This is a genomic window from Flavonifractor sp. An112 (assembly GCF_002161085.1).
GTDB lineage: Bacteria > Bacillota > Clostridia > Oscillospirales > Oscillospiraceae > Flavonifractor > Flavonifractor avicola.
The window spans coordinates 11,645-26,421 of the sequence record NZ_NFLU01000007.1 but is presented as its reverse complement, the minus strand read 5'-3'; the positions used below and the strand labels follow the sequence as shown (position 1 = coordinate 26,421).

Sequence of the window (14,777 nt, the reverse complement as noted above, 5' to 3'; positions counted from 1 at the left end):
GAGGAAGCACAGAACATGACCGAACTGGAGCTGAAATACGGCTGCAACCCTAACCAGAAGCCTGCCCGCATCTTTATGGAGTCCGGCGAGCTGCCCATCAAGGTGCTTAACGGCAAACCGGGCTACATCAACTTTCTGGACGCGCTGAACTCCTGGCAGCTGGTCAAGGAGCTGAAGGAGGCCACCGGCCTGCCCGCCGCCGCTTCCTTCAAGCACGTCTCCCCCGCAGGCGCTGCTGTGGGCACTCCCCTCACCGACGTGGAGAAGAAGATCTACTTTGCGGAGGACATGGACCTGTCCCCTATCGCCTGCGCCTATGTGAAGGCCCGTGGCGCCGACCGGCTGTGCTCCTACGGCGACTGGGCCGCCCTGTCCGACGTGTGCGACGCCCAGACCGCCCGCTATCTGGCTCTGGAGGTGTCCGACGGCGTCATCGCCCCCGGCTACACTGAGGAGGCCCTGGCCATCCTCAAGACCAAGCGCAAGGGCGGCTACAACGTGGTGGAGATCGATCCCAACTACGTCCCCAAGGCCATCGAACACAAGGACGTGTTCGGCATCACCTTTGAGCAGGGCCGCAACAACTATGAGATCAACGCCGACCTGCTGAACAACATCGTTACCGACAACAAAGAGCTGCCCGAGCACGCCAAGCGGGATATGCTCATCTCCTTGATCACCCTGAAGTACACCCAGTCCAACTCGGTGTGCTATGTGAAGGACGGTCAGGCCATCGGTGTGGGTGCCGGCCAACAGAGCCGCATCCACTGCACCCGTCTGGCAGGCAACAAAGCGGACAACTGGCTGCTGCGCCAGCATCCCAAGGTTCTGGGCCTCCAGTTCGTGGACGGCATCCGCCGCCCCGATCGGGACAACGCCATCGACGTGTACATCTCCGACGAGTACGAGGATGTGCTGGCCGAGGGCGTGTGGCAGAACACCTTCAAGGTCAAGCCCGAGGTGCTCACCGCTGAGGAGAAAAAGGCCTGGATCGCTACCCAGTCCGGTGTGACCGTGGGTTCCGACGCCTTCTTCCCCTTCGGTGACAACGTGGAGCGGGCCCGCAAGTCCGGCGTGTCCTACATCGTGCAGCCCGGCGGCTCCATCCGGGACGACCACGTCATTGCCACCTGCAATAAGTACGGCATTGTCATGGCCTTTACCGGGATGCGGCTGTTCCACCATTAAACCAGTTCCAGGGGGTATCCAATACCCCCTGGATACGCAGAACTGCGCCAATGTACATTGGCGCAGTTCTGCGATACCCCCGGTTTCGCGCCCACGGCGCGGGTCGGGGTATGTCTGGGAGAAGTGAATTCTCCCAGACATACATCTGATTTTTTCGCTCCGGGGTCACGGAGCGCAACACCCTCCGCGAAAAAGCTTTTCGCTACGCGAAAAGGACGGGGGTAACGAAACGAGGTTTGAACATGAAGGTATTAGTCGTAGGCGGAGGCGGGCGGGAGCACGCCATCTGCTGGAAGCTGTCCCAGAGCCCCCATGTCACCCGGCTCTATTGTGCCCCCGGCAACGGCGGCATTGAATCCATCGCCCAGTGCGTCCCCATCGCCGCCACCGACGTGGACGGCATGGTGAAGTGGGCCAAGAGCCACGCCATGGATTTTGTGGTGGTAGCCCCCGATGATCCCCTGGCTCTGGGCATGGTGGACGCCATGGAGGCGGCGGGTATTCCCGCCTTCGGCCCCACCGCGGACGCCGCCATCATTGAGGCCAGCAAAATCTTCTCCAAGAACCTGATGAAGAAGTACAACATCCCCACCGCCAAATATGAGACCTTTACCGACATGGACGCCGCTCTGGCCTATGTGGAAGCTCAGGGCGCCCCCATCGTGGTCAAGGCCGACGGCCTGGCTCTGGGCAAGGGTGTCATTGTGGCCCAGACTGTGGAGGAGGCCAAGGAGGCCGTCCGCTCCATGATGAGCGATCACCGCTTCGGCGAGGCTGGGGCCAAGGTCGTCATCGAGGAGTGCATGACCGGCCCCGAGGTCACCGTGCTGGCCTTCTGCGATGGAGAGCATATTTTGTGTATGCCCTCCTCTCAGGACCATAAGCGGGCCTATGACGGCAACCAGGGCCCCAACACCGGCGGCATGGGCGCTATCTCCCCCTCCCCCAACTACACCGCTGCCGTGGCCATTCAGTGTATGCGGGACATCTTCCTGCCCACTGTAGCGGCACTGAAGGCGGAGGGCCGCCCCTTCAAGGGCGTCATCTACTTCGGCCTCATGATCACTCCCGAGGGTCCCAAGGTGGTGGAGTACAACGCCCGCTTCGGCGATCCCGAGTGTCAGGCCGTCCTCTCTCTGCTGGACTCCGACCTGATGGAGATCTTCGCCGCCTGCCGTGAGGGCCAGCTCAACAAGATGGATATCCGCTGGAAGCCCGGCGCGGCCTGCTGCCTGGTGCTGGCCTCCGGCGGCTACCCCGGCAGCTATCAGAAGGGTTACCCCATCACCGGTCTGGACGAGGCCGGCGAGACTGCCGTGGTATTCCACGCCGGTACCAAGCTGAACGACAACGGTGATATCGTTACCAATGGCGGTCGTGTTCTGGGCGTCACCGCCGTGGGTGACAATCTGGATGAGGCTATCGACGGCGCTTACGCCGCCGCCAAGCACATCCACTTCCAGGATATGCACTTCCGCACTGACATTGGTCGGGTATAAAAGCTATAAAAAAAGCCTCCGGCCGGGAAATCCCGGCCGGAGGCTTTTTTCTTAGTTGAATTTCTCCATCCAGTAGTGGTCATTGTCCTCGCAGACTTTAATCCCATCTTGATAGCGATAGCCCAGTTTCAAATAGAACTCGTGGGAGGTCAGAGAAGCGGAAACCGCCACACGCTTGGCCGCCCGGAACAGCGGGTCGGCCTCCAGAGTCTGTACCAATTTTCTGCCCACACCCTTGCCTTCCCAGTCAGGCCGTACAAACAGGGCCCTGATCTCGCACTCCCCCGGCCGGTCCTCCATAGGCGCCACAGAGCCACAGGCCAGCAGCTCATCCCCCAGCATGGCTACATAGCTGTGTCCGCCTGATTTGGGGATGGCAGCCACACCTTCTGGACTGTAATACTCCACAAACTCCATCAGCGCTTCGCGGGGATAGTCCCGAATATTGACCTCCAGCAGCACCCGGCCAATGAGGGCCGATACCTCAGCCACCTGGTTCTCCTCCATGGGGCGTATGCAGATCTGTTCCACTATCTTCTCGCTCCTTTTCATCCGTCGGTGCGGATATCTTAATTCGCTCTCAGTATACGCCGATATTCAGAGGCTGACAAGACGCTTGCGTCAATTCAGGCCGTCCCCACACGGGAGTCCTTTCGTTTCTCTTCCTCGCTGAGCTTCACAAAGGGAACCAGATCATGGTGGAGCTTTGCCAGATCATTTCTGCTCTCCGGTGAGACAGATCCGCTGAACCGGTAGCCCTCGGACCGCATATAGGCGTTCCAGCGCCTGTGCTCCAGCTCCTCAATGGTCCTCCGCTCCTCCGGAGTCAGCTCACTTTCCTTTTTTGAAGCCCCAGGGATTCCGCATAAGATCCTCATTTTCAAATGGATCGCCGCAGCAACGGAAGAACGATAGTTAAATTCGTATGCCCAAAAGGCGCTCTCTGTTCCCCATTTCAGATGCCGCTCCAATGCAGCCTGTTCCAACTCCGAGTCCAGAATGACTTCTTGAGAATAGGATTCATTCAAATCCCCAATGAAGGAAATGCGATACCGATTGCCCCGGTAATCGGTGATCCCCTCCAATGCCTTTTTCTTCAAAGGATCATATACAATGGTCTGAATTGTAGGATGCTGTCCTTGACGTTCACACATGATTCTGGCATTGATCGCCGCCTCAACGTTCCGGCCATCATCCCCCAGCGCTACAAAGACGTGGCTGATTGGTCCGATGGTATGAAAGCAGTCCGCATACCGGGCAGTCTGCACGTCCATTCTCCCATGGATCACAATATGATACTGCGCTTCGCCCGGCGTGTCGGTTCCGTTGCGCTCCGGCGCCATCAGCTCCGGACACAGCGCGGTAAACCGCTCCTCTGCGTCATTTCTCTGGTCAAAGACGTGAATTTTTACCTGATACCCGTCCATTTGACAGAACCAGGATAAGGCTTTCAGCATCTCCGTGCCATACCGGCCCAAACCAATCAGTACCACCGATATCAGCTTATGAGTCCCGCAGTCTATGGCTCCCTCAAACAGAGAACCGCCTTCCCGGTACAGGGTCTGACTGATCAGAGAGCGGATTACATTCACTCTCCGGACCCGCATTCCGCCATCCACAGCAGTCTGGAACAAAACCTCGCTTTCCACCCTGGTGGAAAAAACATACAAGCGGAAATTGGGGAGGTTTTTATACGCCTCCACCAACTTGATGGACTGCTCAATATTTTCAGACTCATTCTCCCCTATCGCAAATAAAGACACACAGCTTCTCTTGCTGTGGACGTTCCAACTGATATCAACGATGTCCTTTTTGAAGCAGACCGCCTTCAGCTCTCTTGCCTTCTCACACAGCTCAAAGATAGACTCCTCATGGTTCTCAAATACATCCATAAAAACAAGCAGACAGCGTCTGTCCTTCTCCTGGATGCTTCGCGCCAGAACCAGAGCCTGCTCGTTCAGTTCGGAAAAAACATAAACGTCGGTCCCATAGTGAAACAGCAAGGAGCGATAAGCGGAAATATTCTTAAAAAAGGACAGGACAAAGCCGAAGGTGAGGGCGGGAGCCAGTACATACAGCACTGCAGCAACAACCGAGTACCCGGTACGTACCACACCGTCTGGTAAAGCGGAGGTAAATGCCAGCACACCGTCAAACTCCCCATCCAGCACAAACAGCCTCATGGTACTGTGAATGGACAGCAGTACGCTGTTTATCCCTCCCGCAAAATCCTTTGGGAGCTGCTCCAGATGAAGGGGAAGAAACAGCAGGACCGCAGCAAGGAATACCCCGGCCAGGACGCACTTGACCGGCGACAGAAACCGCCCCCGCTGATAGGGCGCTCTATATATCCTGACAGCGGCGATCAGGCTGCCCGCCAGAAGCAGCACCGAAAGGTAAAAACAACAATCTGCCCACATATCAATTTCCTTCCTGTGAGGCGGCCTGTCCGCCATACAGCTTTTTAGGCTCGCTCATGCTTCCGGGAACAGGTCCAGACACAGCGAACCTTCCGAGTGGAAATAGGTATACTGACTGACCGGATAGCCTGCCTGCTCCAGCACAGCGGTCATAGCCTCCCCGTCCTGTACCAACTCCATCAGCTGACCATATACCGCCTCATCTGCGGCCAGTACAGTAAGGCTTCCGCCAGTCTGAGAGGAGAAGATCCGGACCAGTTCTTCTGTGTTGAACTGCTCCAGCACCCAGCCGTTGCGGTAGTGGTAATTGCACGCCACCGCGGAACTGGGCGTCATCTCCGCGCCTCGCTCCGGCTCCGCAAAATGGGTAGACGCCATACGCTCACTGGTAACTGCAAACCAGCTATAAGTATGTCCGTCCGGATGTGTCTCCTGGTCGTCCCATGTCACGTCGGTATAATATACCTCCCCATCCAGAACCACCTTTGTCCAGGCATGGGACTGGGCACCTGTTCCATTGTCAGCAGTACCTCGCACGGTCTCAGCCTGGATGCCGGCTCGGCGCAGGAGGTACACGTAGGCCTGACTGTATCCGGAACACACACACCGTCCATTTACCAACGCACCGTACAGGTCCTGATCGCTGCCGTCGCTGCTGCTCTGATATACAATGTGATCACACAGCCAGTCATGCAGGCTCAGGGCAGTCTCATAGTCTCCCGCTCCTTCCGGAATGGCAGCCAGCGCCTGGGCCTCCGCTTGCTCCACCTGTTCCCGTCGGGCGGTCAGATCCGTATATTTCCAGTCAAATTCCACCTGATACTCCGTACCGCTGCCAACCAATTCGTAGCCTTCCAACCAGAAGAATTCCGGCTGACGCTGGAGCTGTTCCAGCACTTGCCCGATTTGCTCCATGCTCATATCTTCCGCTGTAAAGTTCACCACCTGCTGCTGCCCATCTACCTGTTCATAGAGATATTGGTAGAGAATGCTCTCCGGATCTTCCTTCTCAGGGCGCCCTGTAACGACCGCAGACGGCGTCTGAAGACTTGTCGTGACCTGAGGTAAGGGTAATTCTGTTTCAGTCGGAGAGGCCGCTGCAGACCCTTCCTTGGGCGAGAGCAGCATCCGCACCAGCACCACACCTATGCCTATCACCAGAAACAAAACAATCAGCAGCACCACACCGGAGGCGCTCCGCCTGCGTCTCTTCGATCTTCTCTTTTTCTTCATATCCGCACTTCCCCTCTCCACCATACTGTTGTTCTACATTTTTCTCATTATACCATATCATATGATATTTTCCAGTATATACAAAGAAGAAAACCGGTTACCTTCCGATAACCGGTTCTCTTCTTATCCAAACAATATAGATGCAAGCTAAGACTAGCAGCCCAAGCAGTGAGCGGCGCATTTACGCCAAACATTTTGATTGCTCAAGAAATCAAAAAGAAAACCGACTATCTTTCGATAGTCGGTTTTTGGAGGCGACACCCAGATTCGAACTGGGGGTGGAGCTTTTGCAGAGCTCTGCCTTACCACTTGGCTATGTCGCCATATGGATAAAAGGAAGGGCGGACCTTCCTTTTATCATTTTTGGAGCAGGTGACGAGGCTCGAACTCGCTACCTCCACCTTGGCAAGGTGGCGCTCTACCAGATGAGCTACACCTGCATCTGTTTCCATCCTATGAAAAGAACGGAACACATATGCCTGGATTTTAAAGGTGCCCCTGGTGGATACCTTGCGGTATCCACCAGGAACGGTGGTGCCTCCGGCCGGAATCGAACCAGCGACACGGGGATTTTCAGTCCCCTGCTCTACCAACTGAGCTACAGAGGCGAATGGCGACGCGGAAGGGACTTGAACCCTCGACCTCCGGCGTGACAGGCCGGCGTTCTAACCAACTGAACTACCGCGCCAGACGGTAGGGGGTACGGGAGCTCCCAGAAAGGGAGTGGTGGGAACAACAGGGCTCGAACCTGTGACATCATGCTTGTAAGGCATGCGCTCTCCCAGCTGAGCTATGCTCCCTCGTTCTTCTTTCACTTTCGTTTGGCTGTCGGGCCAAGCGACGAAAGTTATTATACAAGAACGACCCCCAGTTGTCAACAACTTTTTTCGATTTTTTTCAAAAAATCAAATCGAATTCAGAAGGCCTTGCAATTCCTCGCCTGTAAAGTCATAAACCTTGTCGCAAAACTGGCAGGTGAGCTCCGCTTTGCCCTGATCTTTGATGAGAGACTCCAGTTCTTCCCGGCCCATACTGATGAGGGCGCGGGTCACCCGCTCACGGCTGCAATAGCAGCGGTACTCCACCGGCTCCTCACTGAGGACCTCCAGGTCAAAGGCAGACAGAACACGCTCCACCAGGCTGCGGGCACTCTCACCGTTGCGCATAGCCTCGGTAACGGGGCCCACCTTGGCAATGCCCTCTTCAATAGCAGTAATAACGCTGTCGTCTGCACCAGGCAGCAGCTGAATCAGATAACCACCAGCGCACAGTACACTCTGATCCACATCCACCAGCACACCCAGGGCGCAGGCGGAAGGGATCTGCTCACTTTCCGCAAAATAAGAAGTGATATCCTCGGCAATCTCACCGGATACCAGAGGGATGGTACCCACATAGGGCTCCTTCATGTTCATGTCCTTGATGACGGTAAGAGAGCCGTCCTTGCCCACAGCAGAACCCACATCCAACTTGGCAGGGCCCTTCAAAGGCAGATCAACCAGGGGGTTGACCACATAGCCCCTGGCATTTCCGGCGCTGTCGGATACCACAGTAATGCCCCCCAGAGGTCCGTCGCCCTTGATCCGCAGAGTGACAGAGCCGTTTTCCTCCTTCAGCTGGTTGCCCATCATGGAGGCGGCCATCAGGGAGCGGCCCAGAGCCGCAGTAGCCACCGGCAGGGTCTTATGGATCTGTCTGGCCCGCTCCACCATGGCCCGGGCGGAAATGGCCGAGGCCTTGACAGGAGCGTCCTTAGCCAGAACGCGAATGATCGAATCTGACATACGTTTAAAATTCCTTTCGTGCGGCGAAAAAGATGCGCTGTTCCCCCGGTCCGGGGCGGCGCATCTTCAGTTCGCCATATTGCTTGATCTGCCGAAAACCGGCCTGGCGCAGCATCTGCTCCAGCTCTTCCGGCTCATAGGCGTATTCCTCATGGACCTCCTCCATCCGGCTCCACAGTCCATTCTCCTCCCGGCAGAAGATATCAAAGCCGTAGCTACAGATACGCCGGCGGGGCGAGTATTCCGCCCGCCAGATACAGCAGGCGTCCTCGTCCTCATCCATGAAAAGCTGACCGTCCAGCCCCTTGAGCTTGTCCGGGGTATTGATGTCAAAGAGGAACAGTCCTCCAGGCATCAAAAAAGTATGGACCCGCTGAAAGGCCCGCGCCAGTTTTTTGGGCTGGGTAACATAGTTCACACTGTCCAGACAACAGACACAGGCGTCGATGGTACCATACAGGTCCAGCTTCTCCATAGCCTGGTGCAGAAAGATAGGAGGAATCCCCTCCACGTCCCGGGCCTTCTCGGCTGCCTGGGCCAGCATCTCCTCCGACAGGTCGGCGCCGATCATCTCATACCCCCGCTGGGCCAACTCACAGGTCAGGGTACCAGTACCGCAGGCCAGGTCCAGCACGGTATGGATGGGCAGCTTACTGCGGGCAAAGTGCTTCTCCAGATAGTCGGCCCAGGCGGCGTAAGGAACGTCGGCTGTAAAACGGTCATAACAGCCGGCCAGATATTCATACGCCATTGCCGCTCTGCTTCTCCTTGATCCGGGGCAGCACTGCCTGATAGCCGTCAGCACCGTACTGCAAAGACCGGTTCACCCGGCTGATGGTGGCGCTGGAAGCGCCGGTGCGCTCCAGAATATCGTTGTAAATCATGCCCTCGGACAACAGCATTGCCACTTCAAAACGCTGTTCCATGGCCCGCAGTTCCGCCACCGTACAGAGATCGGAAAAGAACTTCCGGCACTCGTCCAGGTCCTTCAGGGTGAGGATCGCTTCATACAGCAGATCACTGTGTTCCCGCTTTTCGTTTTTCGTCATAGAGTATTTGACCTCCTGATGATTCTCTTTCGGAAACCGGCGGGCAGCTTCTTAGCCGCCCGTTTTTCTTATTTTATCAAAGTGAAGTGTGGAAGTAAACCTCTTTTTTTACTTTTCCAACAAAACGCGGTGTTCTGGAAGGTGGTGGCAATCATTTTATGACATTTTTTCTCTTTTTGCCTTGATTCAAGGGAGAAAGCGTACTATAATACCGCGTGGGGAATGATATCCCCATGGATTGCCGACGGGAAAAGGCCAATGCGCGAATCCCCGCGGCAGGAGGAATCCAATATGGTGAAAGCAATTGTAGGCGCCAACTGGGGCGACGAAGGCAAGGGCAAGATCACCGATCTGTTGGCGGAGAAGTCCGATGTAGTCATCCGCTTCCAGGGAGGCGCCAACGCAGGCCATACCATTATCTGCGATTATGGTAAATTCGCTCTGCATCAGCTGCCTTCCGGCGTATTCTACTCCCACACCACCAACATCATCGGCAATGGTGTGGCCCTGGATGTAACGAAATTTGCTGCTGAGCTCAAGCATCTGGAGGACGGCGGCGTACCTGCCCCCCACATTATCGTGGATCAGCGGACTCAGTTGCTGATGAGCTACCATGTGCTGCTGGACAGCTGCGAGGAGGAACGCCTGGCCGGCGCCGCCTTCGGCTCCACCAAGTCCGGTATCGCTCCTTTCTATTCTGACAAGTATGCCAAAATCGGTATTCAGGTGGCCGATCTGTGGTATGAGGACCGGCTCAAGGCTCAGCTGGAACATATCTGTGCCCTGAAAAACGTTCTTCTGGAGCATCTGTATCATAAGCCTCTTCTGGACCCCAAGGATCTGTTTGAGGAACTGATGGGCTATAAGAAGATCCTGGAGCCTTACGTGGGCGACGCGGTCAGCTTTGTGCACCAGGCCCTGAAGGAGGGCAAGCAGGTGCTGCTGGAGGGTCAGCTGGGCTCCATGAAGGATCCCAACCTGGGCATCTGCCCCATGACCACCTCCTCCCACACGCTGGCCGGCTTCGGTACTGTGGGCGGCGGAGTACCTCCCACGGCATTTTCCGACATCGTGACTGTAACCAAGGCCTATTCTTCCGCTGTGGGCGCCGGCGCTTTCGTCAGCGAACTCTTCGGGGATGAGGCCGAGGAGCTGCGCCGCCGGGGCGGTGACGCCGGCGAGTACGGCGCTACCACCGGTCGTCCCCGCCGGGTGGGCTGGTTTGACGCCGTGGCTACCCGGTACGGTTGCATGGTGCAGGGTACCACTCAGGTGGCTCTCACCGCCATTGACTGTCTGGGCTATCTGGATGAGATCAAGGTATGTACTGGTTACGAGATCAACGGTAAAGTGACCCGGGACTTCCCGGTACCCGCTCTGCTGGATCAGGCCAAGCCGGTCTATACCACTCTGCCCGGCTGGAAGTGCGATATCCGGGGCGTTACCGACTTTGATGCCCTGCCCCAGCAGGCCAAGGATTATGTGACCTTCCTGGAGAAAGAGATCGAGTGTCCCATCACCATCGTCTCCACCGGCCCCAAGCGCCACGAGATCTGCTATCGATAAAAACAGAGAACCCGGTCCGGAAATCCGGACCGGGTTCATACTGTATACAATACTTACATATTCGCTTTGGTCAGGGAGGCCAGCAGCAGCCGGGCGCCGTGCTGGAGATACTCCTCCCGGGTCAGGCCCAAGGTGCGCTGGATGTAATTCTCCCTCTGCTCAGCGGTATGTACCATACCGGAGAGAGCAGACCAGAACAGGAGAACGGTCTCCACGGGAGGCAGCTGAGAACGCACCGCGCCGTCCGCTGCACCCCGTACCAGGAAATCAGCCAGTTCCTGCTCGATCTCATCGCTGACCCGCAGGATGTCGGATATTCCCTTCTGGAGGGTGTCGCCATCCTGAGACAGGGGGATAGAACCAGTGGCGGCGTCGTAGGCAGTGGGGTTTTCATCATAGAAACGCACGATCGCCTGGCACACCGCGTCATAGGCCTGGAACCAGTCACTGTGGCTCTCAATGGCCTCATGCAGCTTCTTCTTCAGCAACACCATCCCACTGAGGAGGATTGCGTTGATGATCTCCTCCTTGCTCTGAAAATAGACATACAAAGTCGCCTTGCTGTACTCGGCCTCTCGGGCAATGTCATCCATGGTGGTCTTTTCGGTGCCCTTTTCCGCAAACAGCCGCTCGGCAGCGGCCAGGATGGAGCCCCGATGGAATTCAGTCAATGCCTGTTTTTTGCTCATCGTACTTCCAACCTTTCCATACCCTTTCAGTTATTATACCTTTGGTTTAAGAAATGATATCACGGATTGGAATAGATTGCAAGGTTTTTTGTGATTTTTCAGCGCTCATAGCGAAAGGCCAGGAATGCCGTCGCAAAAAAATTCTTGCCAAATATAAGGGCATATGCTATAATGCCTAAGTCAATAAGCCCATGCAGGTATAGTTCAGTGGCAGAACGTCAGCTTCCCAAGCTGAATATGAGGGTTCGATTCCCTTTACCTGCTCCAAGCAAGAAAGCCCTGAAAGTATTGATTTTTCAATGCTTTCAGGGCTTTTTATTTGTCCATACCCGGCGTCCAATATGCTTAAAAACGCCCGTTTTTGCATATCCGGGTGGTGCTAAAGGTGGTGTTACAAAAGTTCTGCCTTCAGGCGATAAAGAGCAGTTTGTGATTTGCATATCCATACAAATCACACATCATGTAAAAAATCAGTGGCAGCTGCTCCAGAAACCTGGCTACCGGACCGGCGGACATTGCCTGCGGCGAAGATTATTTATCATTGTCTATATCCCCGGCGCTTTCTACCTTATCATTCAGAGCCTCAATAGCTTTTCGCAGGAAACCAGGAATCTTCGCACCCAGGGCGCCGGCATTCTCTATGATGCTGCCCGCCTCGGTAAGGATGTACCACACTAACACCAGTGGACAGAGGAGTACCGTGTAGGTGAAAGGCAGTTCCACCCCAGGTACATTACCAAGCAGATCTCAGATCACATGGCCCTGAACGAATCCACCATAAAAACCAAGCTGAGGCGCGGTCGCATGAAACTCAAGGAAGCTTTGACGAAAGGGGGAGCAGGCTGATGAAACGTGAGATCTTTGATTTGCTGGACCACTATCAGGAGGACAGCATTCTCTTAACTGATACCACCCCCCTCTCCCCCGCCAGGATTGAGGAGTTGACGATGAAACGATTCAAACAAAACCATAAAACAGGAAGAACCCGCCGCCTGACCCGGGGCTTGCTGGTGGCGGCAATCATCGCGTCCCTCTGCTGCCTCACCGCCTTTGCGGTGGTGCTTACGCTGCGGGACGCAGCACGGGCAGATATGGGCATATCCAAGGAGGACCCCATCGAAGAATGGACAGAATATGATACTCCCACCCAGACTGTCACCCAGTCAGAGCCCCAGGCTACCCTGGTGGCAACCATGTGCAGCGGGAACCAACTGTATGCCTACATTGCGGCTTCTCCGGTATCCCAGGAGGCAGGTGTCGTTCTTGCGGACAACTCGCCGGAATATGAATGGGGGCCCCGGGGCGGTTTCGAGGGATGCAGCACCCTTAATCTGGAGCAGGCCAGCTACGACCCAGATACGCAAACCTCTCTTGTCAAGGTATCCATGACTTTAGAAGATCCTGAGCTGAAACAGGTAGAAGTGAGCATGAACCTCAATCATAACTTCAAGCCCATCGCTGCTTACGGCCCGGTGATCATACCGGTGACCGAGAGCCAGACCCTCAGCTGCCCGGCAGACATTACAGTGGTCAATACCACCCGGCAGATGGAGGAAGCCTGGGGTCTGCGGCCCGACCAGCCGGAATTTTCCGAATATACCCAGGAGGGCACCATCTATCAAATCTCCATCTGCGCAGGTTATATTGAACTGGAGATGCAGACCCCCACTCTGGAGGAGTGGACAGCCGTCTCCGGTGCGGAGGTACTGCTGGATCTGGAGAAGCTTTCCGACATAGAGCTGCCCCCGCAGCTGGAGGGTTATCTGGTCAGGGACACATACGGCGGCAGCTGGCTGGTCAGCGTAAAGGAAATTTTGGCAGATGCACGGCTGAACTACCGGGACGGCACTTCGGAGCTGATTACTCAGATTCCCAGCGCCTATGCCGGAACCTGGGGATCTGGCGAGAGTCCCTACCCCGGGTCTAGTCGGGACGGCATCCATGTCTTCCGCTTTACCCCTGCCCAGGCCTTTGACCTGAGCCAGGTGGAATCTATTACCATCGGCAGCACAACCTATCCCTTCCCTCAGGCAGCAGACTTGGGGGCATAATATAAAAAACCGCCCGGAGGGCCTGCCATTCGGCAGGCCCTCCGGGCTTCTATCGGTTCTCCCCAACCGGAGCAAAGATCAAATTATACGCTGCGGACGCAGTCCCGAAGCGCTTTCCAGGGGCTTCCCTTCCAATAGGTGCGCATGACGTTGACCGACATACCCTTTCCCATCAGCTCATAGCCGTTGTTCTTCCGATTCATTACCATTGCGTTGTTCTTCTTCATGGAAATCGCTCCTTTCTGTCGTTCGCTCTTGCCTTCCTTCTGGCTATAGTATACAATAGAGTTTACTATGATGCAAACGAATCTTTTTCATGAAATTCATGATGAAACGGAATGATCGATATGAGCCTGATCAAGTATCAGATCCTGCTGAAAACAGTAGAACTGGGTGGAATTACCAAGGCAGCTGAGGCGTTTGGCTACACCCAATCGGCGGCCAGTCGGATGATCGCCGCGCTGGAACAGGAATGGGACATGGAGCTGCTGGTCCGGGGACGGGGAGGCGTGCATCTGAGTGCAGCCGGTGAGTCACTGCTTCCATATCTGCGAGCTGTGTGCAACGCCCAGAAGGAGTTGGAGGAGCAGGCTGCCCATCTCCACGGTTTGACCCGTGGCACCCTGCGGGTGGGCACCTTCGCCAGCGTATCCATCCACTGGCTGCCTCCTATTATGAAGCTCTTTCTCCAGCGCTATCCCGGCATCCATTTTGAATTACTGAGCAAGTGGGAGTTTGCAGAGGTGGAGGACCTGATCCGCCAGGGGCAGGCAGACTGTGGTTTCCTGGGACTGCCCGCCGGAGACGATCTGGAGGTCTTTCCCCTGCGCCGGGATCAGTTTATGGCGGTGCTCCCACCGGACCACCCTCTGGCACACGCCCCCTTCTATCCCATAGAACGGTTGGCCCAGGACCCTTTCATCTGGATTCCTGAGGAGCGGGATGTGGAGATCGGAGAAATCTTCCAGGAGGAGGGCATCCATCCCAACCTGCGCTACACCGTCAACGACGACTTTGCCATCCTGGCCATGGTGGAGCAGGGGCTGGGTGTCAGTATCCGACCGGAACTGGTGCTGCAGGGTACCGGCCGCAATTTCGCCGCCATCCCTCTGGAACATCCCCGCTATCGGGACATCACCCTGGCCGTTCGCCGGGGCAAGCCGCTTTCCCCTCTGACCGCCCGTTTTCTTGACGTGGTCCGGCAGTGGGTATCCGTCGAATAAAGTTCGTTTGCAAAGAAAAAACCTTTTACAAGCAGAAAAAAATATAGTATAATTTTAATGTTACGGGAATACCGC

The 14,777-nt window shown here is 55.9% G+C and carries 14 protein-coding genes and 6 tRNA genes; 6 read left to right on the top strand and 14 right to left on the bottom strand.

Annotation, left to right across the window (positions count from 1 at the left end; translation table 11 throughout):
- Positions 1-15 precede the first annotated feature (15 nt).
- Positions 16-1,188, top strand: coding sequence for a phosphoribosylaminoimidazolecarboxamide formyltransferase (locus B5E56_RS07695; protein ID WP_087189086.1), 1,173 nt, complete (start codon positions 16-18; stop codon positions 1,186-1,188).
- A gap of 242 nt (positions 1,189-1,430) precedes the next feature.
- Positions 1,431-2,687 (top strand): phosphoribosylamine--glycine ligase, encoded by a 1,257-nt coding sequence (gene purD, locus B5E56_RS07690; protein ID WP_087389255.1) that lies wholly within the window; start codon positions 1,431-1,433, stop codon positions 2,685-2,687.
- A gap of 51 nt (positions 2,688-2,738) precedes the next feature.
- Here purD and B5E56_RS07685 read toward each other — a convergent pair whose 3' ends face one another.
- The 11 genes from B5E56_RS07685 to B5E56_RS07635 form a co-directional block, all read right to left on the bottom strand.
- Positions 2,739-3,218 carry a GNAT family N-acetyltransferase gene (locus B5E56_RS07685; protein ID WP_158098690.1) on the bottom strand — a complete coding sequence of 160 codons (480 nt, stop codon included), beginning with the start codon at positions 3,216-3,218 and terminating at the stop codon, positions 2,739-2,741.
- 95 nt (positions 3,219-3,313) lie between these two features.
- On the bottom strand, positions 3,314-5,107 hold the full coding sequence (locus B5E56_RS07680; RefSeq protein ID WP_087389253.1) for a hypothetical protein: 1,794 nt from the start codon (positions 5,105-5,107) through the stop codon (positions 3,314-3,316).
- Positions 5,108-5,161: 54 nt separating this feature from the next.
- Positions 5,162-6,340 carry a transglutaminase domain-containing protein gene (locus B5E56_RS07675; RefSeq protein ID WP_158098689.1) on the bottom strand — a complete coding sequence of 393 codons (1,179 nt, stop codon included), beginning with the start codon at positions 6,338-6,340 and terminating at the stop codon, positions 5,162-5,164.
- Between the two features lie 249 nt (positions 6,341-6,589).
- Positions 6,590-6,663 (bottom strand) — tRNA-Cys (locus tag B5E56_RS07670).
- A 41-nt stretch (positions 6,664-6,704) separates the two neighbouring features.
- A tRNA-Gly gene (locus B5E56_RS07665) sits at positions 6,705-6,780 on the bottom strand.
- A 92-nt stretch (positions 6,781-6,872) separates the two neighbouring features.
- Positions 6,873-6,948 (bottom strand) — tRNA-Phe (locus B5E56_RS07660).
- A gap of 3 nt (positions 6,949-6,951) precedes the next feature.
- Positions 6,952-7,028, bottom strand: a tRNA-Asp gene (locus B5E56_RS07655).
- Positions 7,029-7,064: 36 nt separating this feature from the next.
- A tRNA-Val gene (locus tag B5E56_RS07650) sits at positions 7,065-7,140 on the bottom strand.
- Between the two features lie 105 nt (positions 7,141-7,245).
- The gene (gene hslO / locus B5E56_RS07645) at positions 7,246-8,124 is read right to left on the bottom strand and encodes an Hsp33 family molecular chaperone HslO (RefSeq protein ID WP_087265601.1); all 879 of its coding nucleotides are present in this window, start codon (positions 8,122-8,124) and stop codon (positions 7,246-7,248) included.
- Positions 8,125-8,128: 4 nt separating this feature from the next.
- On the bottom strand, positions 8,129-8,875 hold the full coding sequence (locus tag B5E56_RS07640) for a class I SAM-dependent DNA methyltransferase (protein WP_087389251.1): 747 nt from the start codon (positions 8,873-8,875) through the stop codon (positions 8,129-8,131).
- Entirely contained in the window at positions 8,865-9,173 is a 309-nt protein-coding gene (locus tag B5E56_RS07635) for a YerC/YecD family TrpR-related protein (protein ID WP_087189093.1), read from the bottom strand. The genes B5E56_RS07640 and B5E56_RS07635 overlap by 11 nt, the downstream gene beginning before the upstream one ends.
- Before the next feature lie 291 nt (positions 9,174-9,464).
- Here B5E56_RS07635 and B5E56_RS07630 point away from each other — a divergent pair, with 291 nt between their 5' ends.
- Complete coding sequence (locus B5E56_RS07630; RefSeq protein ID WP_087189094.1) at positions 9,465-10,739, top strand: adenylosuccinate synthase; 1,275 nt, start codon at positions 9,465-9,467, stop codon at positions 10,737-10,739.
- A gap of 53 nt (positions 10,740-10,792) precedes the next feature.
- Here B5E56_RS07630 and B5E56_RS07625 read toward each other — a convergent pair whose 3' ends face one another.
- Positions 10,793-11,428 carry a TetR/AcrR family transcriptional regulator gene (locus B5E56_RS07625; RefSeq protein WP_087389250.1) on the bottom strand — a complete coding sequence of 212 codons (636 nt, stop codon included), beginning with the start codon at positions 11,426-11,428 and terminating at the stop codon, positions 10,793-10,795.
- Positions 11,429-11,621: 193 nt separating this feature from the next.
- Here B5E56_RS07625 and B5E56_RS07620 point away from each other — a divergent pair.
- Positions 11,622-11,695, top strand: a tRNA-Gly gene (locus tag B5E56_RS07620).
- A gap of 264 nt (positions 11,696-11,959) precedes the next feature.
- Here the strand turns inward: B5E56_RS07620 and B5E56_RS14895 are convergent.
- Entirely contained in the window at positions 11,960-12,103 is a 144-nt protein-coding gene (locus B5E56_RS14895) for a phage holin family protein (protein WP_242958851.1), read from the bottom strand.
- Positions 12,104-12,273: 170 nt separating this feature from the next.
- Between B5E56_RS14895 and B5E56_RS07610 the strand changes: the two genes are divergently transcribed.
- On the top strand, positions 12,274-13,479 hold the full coding sequence (locus B5E56_RS07610) for a hypothetical protein (RefSeq protein WP_087389249.1): 1,206 nt from the start codon (positions 12,274-12,276) through the stop codon (positions 13,477-13,479).
- An 83-nt stretch (positions 13,480-13,562) separates the two neighbouring features.
- Here B5E56_RS07610 and B5E56_RS14610 read toward each other — a convergent pair whose 3' ends face one another.
- On the bottom strand, positions 13,563-13,706 hold the full coding sequence (locus B5E56_RS14610; protein ID WP_158094701.1) for a hypothetical protein: 144 nt from the start codon (positions 13,704-13,706) through the stop codon (positions 13,563-13,565).
- Positions 13,707-13,826: 120 nt separating this feature from the next.
- Here B5E56_RS14610 and B5E56_RS07605 point away from each other — a divergent pair, with 120 nt between their 5' ends.
- The gene (locus B5E56_RS07605; RefSeq protein WP_242958835.1) at positions 13,827-14,702 is read left to right on the top strand and encodes a LysR family transcriptional regulator; all 876 of its coding nucleotides are present in this window, start codon (positions 13,827-13,829) and stop codon (positions 14,700-14,702) included.
- Positions 14,703-14,777 lie beyond the last annotated feature (75 nt).

Excerpts from the sequence above, each read along its gene's own strand:
- B5E56_RS07635 (WP_087189093.1), bottom strand. The coding sequence starts at position 9,173 with ATGACGAAAAACGAAAAGCGGGAACACAGTGATCTGCTGTATGAAGCG.
- purD (WP_087389255.1), top strand. The coding sequence starts at position 1,431 with ATGAAGGTATTAGTCGTAGGCGGAGGCGGGCGGGAGCACGCCATCTGC.
- hslO (WP_087265601.1), bottom strand. The coding sequence starts at position 8,124 with ATGTCAGATTCGATCATTCGCGTTCTGGCTAAGGACGCTCCTGTCAAG.
- B5E56_RS07610 (WP_087389249.1), top strand. The coding sequence starts at position 12,274 with ATGAAACGTGAGATCTTTGATTTGCTGGACCACTATCAGGAGGACAGC.
- B5E56_RS07675 (WP_158098689.1), bottom strand. The coding sequence starts at position 6,340 with ATGAAGAAAAAGAGAAGATCGAAGAGACGCAGGCGGAGCGCCTCCGGT.
- B5E56_RS07640 (WP_087389251.1), bottom strand. The coding sequence starts at position 8,875 with ATGGCGTATGAATATCTGGCCGGCTGTTATGACCGTTTTACAGCCGAC.
- B5E56_RS07680 (WP_087389253.1), bottom strand. The coding sequence starts at position 5,107 with ATGTGGGCAGATTGTTGTTTTTACCTTTCGGTGCTGCTTCTGGCGGGC.
- B5E56_RS07695 (WP_087189086.1), top strand. The coding sequence starts at position 16 with ATGACCGAACTGGAGCTGAAATACGGCTGCAACCCTAACCAGAAGCCT.
- B5E56_RS07625 (WP_087389250.1), bottom strand. The coding sequence starts at position 11,428 with ATGAGCAAAAAACAGGCATTGACTGAATTCCATCGGGGCTCCATCCTG.
- B5E56_RS14610 (WP_158094701.1), bottom strand. The coding sequence starts at position 13,706 with ATGAAGAAGAACAACGCAATGGTAATGAATCGGAAGAACAACGGCTAT.
- B5E56_RS07605 (WP_242958835.1), top strand. The coding sequence starts at position 13,827 with ATGAGCCTGATCAAGTATCAGATCCTGCTGAAAACAGTAGAACTGGGT.
- B5E56_RS07630 (WP_087189094.1), top strand. The coding sequence starts at position 9,465 with ATGGTGAAAGCAATTGTAGGCGCCAACTGGGGCGACGAAGGCAAGGGC.